Source organism: Plantibacter sp. VKM Ac-2876 (assembly GCF_015350715.1).
Taxonomy (GTDB): Bacteria; Actinomycetota; Actinomycetes; order Actinomycetales; family Microbacteriaceae; genus Plantibacter; species Plantibacter auratus.
Map to the genome: position 1 here is coordinate 3,814 of NZ_JADKSI010000006.1, position 1,713 is coordinate 5,526.

General features: G+C 54.3%; 1 rRNA gene. It reads right to left on the reverse strand.

From position 1 onward, the window contains the following. Positions 1–16: 16 nt before the first annotated feature. Positions 17–1,537, reverse strand: a 16S ribosomal RNA gene (locus tag ITJ62_RS18830). Between the last annotated feature and the right edge of the window lie 176 nt (positions 1,538–1,713).

Consider the following 1,713-nt stretch of genomic DNA (forward strand, 5'->3'; position numbering starts at 1 on the left):
TGCACATGCTCCTTAGAAAGGAGGTGATCCAGCCGCACCTTCCGGTACGGCTACCTTGTTACGACTTAGTCCTAATTACCGATCCCACCTTAGACAGCTCCATCCTTGCGGTTAGGCCACTGGCTTCGGGTGTTACCGACTTTCATGACTTGACGGGCGGTGTGTACAAGGCCCGGGAACGTATTCACCGCAGCGTTGCTGATCTGCGATTACTAGCGACTCCGACTTCATGAGGTCGAGTTGCAGACCTCAATCCGAACTGGGACCAGCTTTTTGGGATTCGCTCCACCTTACGGTATTGCAGCCCTTTGTACTGGCCATTGTAGCATGCGTGAAGCCCAAGACATAAGGGGCATGATGATTTGACGTCGTCCCCACCTTCCTCCGAGTTGACCCCGGCAGTATCCCATGAGTTCCCACCATTACGTGCTGGCAACATAGAACGAGGGTTGCGCTCGTTGCGGGACTTAACCCAACATCTCACGACACGAGCTGACGACAACCATGCACCACCTGTTTACGAGTGTCCAAAGAGTTGACCATTTCTGGCCCGTTCTCGTATATGTCAAGCCTTGGTAAGGTTCTTCGCGTTGCATCGAATTAATCCGCATGCTCCGCCGCTTGTGCGGGCCCCCGTCAATTCCTTTGAGTTTTAGCCTTGCGGCCGTACTCCCCAGGCGGGGCGCTTAATGCGTTAGCTACGACACGGAAACCGTGGAATGGTCCCCACATCTAGCGCCCAACGTTTACGGGGTGGACTACCAGGGTATCTAAGCCTGTTTGCTCCCCACCCTTTCGCTCCTCAGCGTCAGTAGCGGCCCAGAGATCTGCCTTCGCCATCGGTGTTCCTCCTGATATCTGCGCATTCCACCGCTACACCAGGAATTCCAATCTCCCCTACCGCACTCTAGTCTGCCCGTACCCACTGCAGACCCGAGGTTGAGCCTCGGGATTTCACAGCAGACGCGACAAACCGCCTACGAGCTCTTTACGCCCAATAATTCCGGACAACGCTTGCACCCTACGTATTACCGCGGCTGCTGGCACGTAGTTAGCCGGTGCTTTTTCTGCAGGTACCGTCACTTTCGCTTCTTCCCTGCTAAAAGAGGTTTACAACCCGAAGGCCGTCGTCCCTCACGCGGCGTTGCTGCATCAGGCTTTCGCCCATTGTGCAATATTCCCCACTGCTGCCTCCCGTAGGAGTCTGGGCCGTGTCTCAGTCCCAGTGTGGCCGGTCACCCTCTCAGGCCGGCTACCCGTCGTCGCCTTGGTGAGCCATTACCTCACCAACAAGCTGATAGGCCGCGAGTCCATCCTTGACCAAAATTCTTTCCAGCAACTCACCATGCGGTGGAAGCTCGTATCCGGTATTAGACGTCGTTTCCAACGCTTATCCCAGAGTCAAGGGCAGGTTACTCACGTGTTACTCACCCGTTCGCCACTAATCCACCCAGCAAGCTGGGCTTCATCGTTCGACTTGCATGTGTTAAGCACGCCGCCAGCGTTCGTCCTGAGCCAGGATCAAACTCTCCGTAAATGTTGAATTGCACGACCACCGAAGTGACCGGCACATTTCGCGCACCATGCCACCGGAATAGGTGAACACGATGCAAGTTTGAAACTGACAGAACAAATCATTACTGACTTGCTTTGTTTTGTTTAAATGTTTTCCAAAGGAATCTCTTACAACATCAACCAACCGAAAAGGAAGGC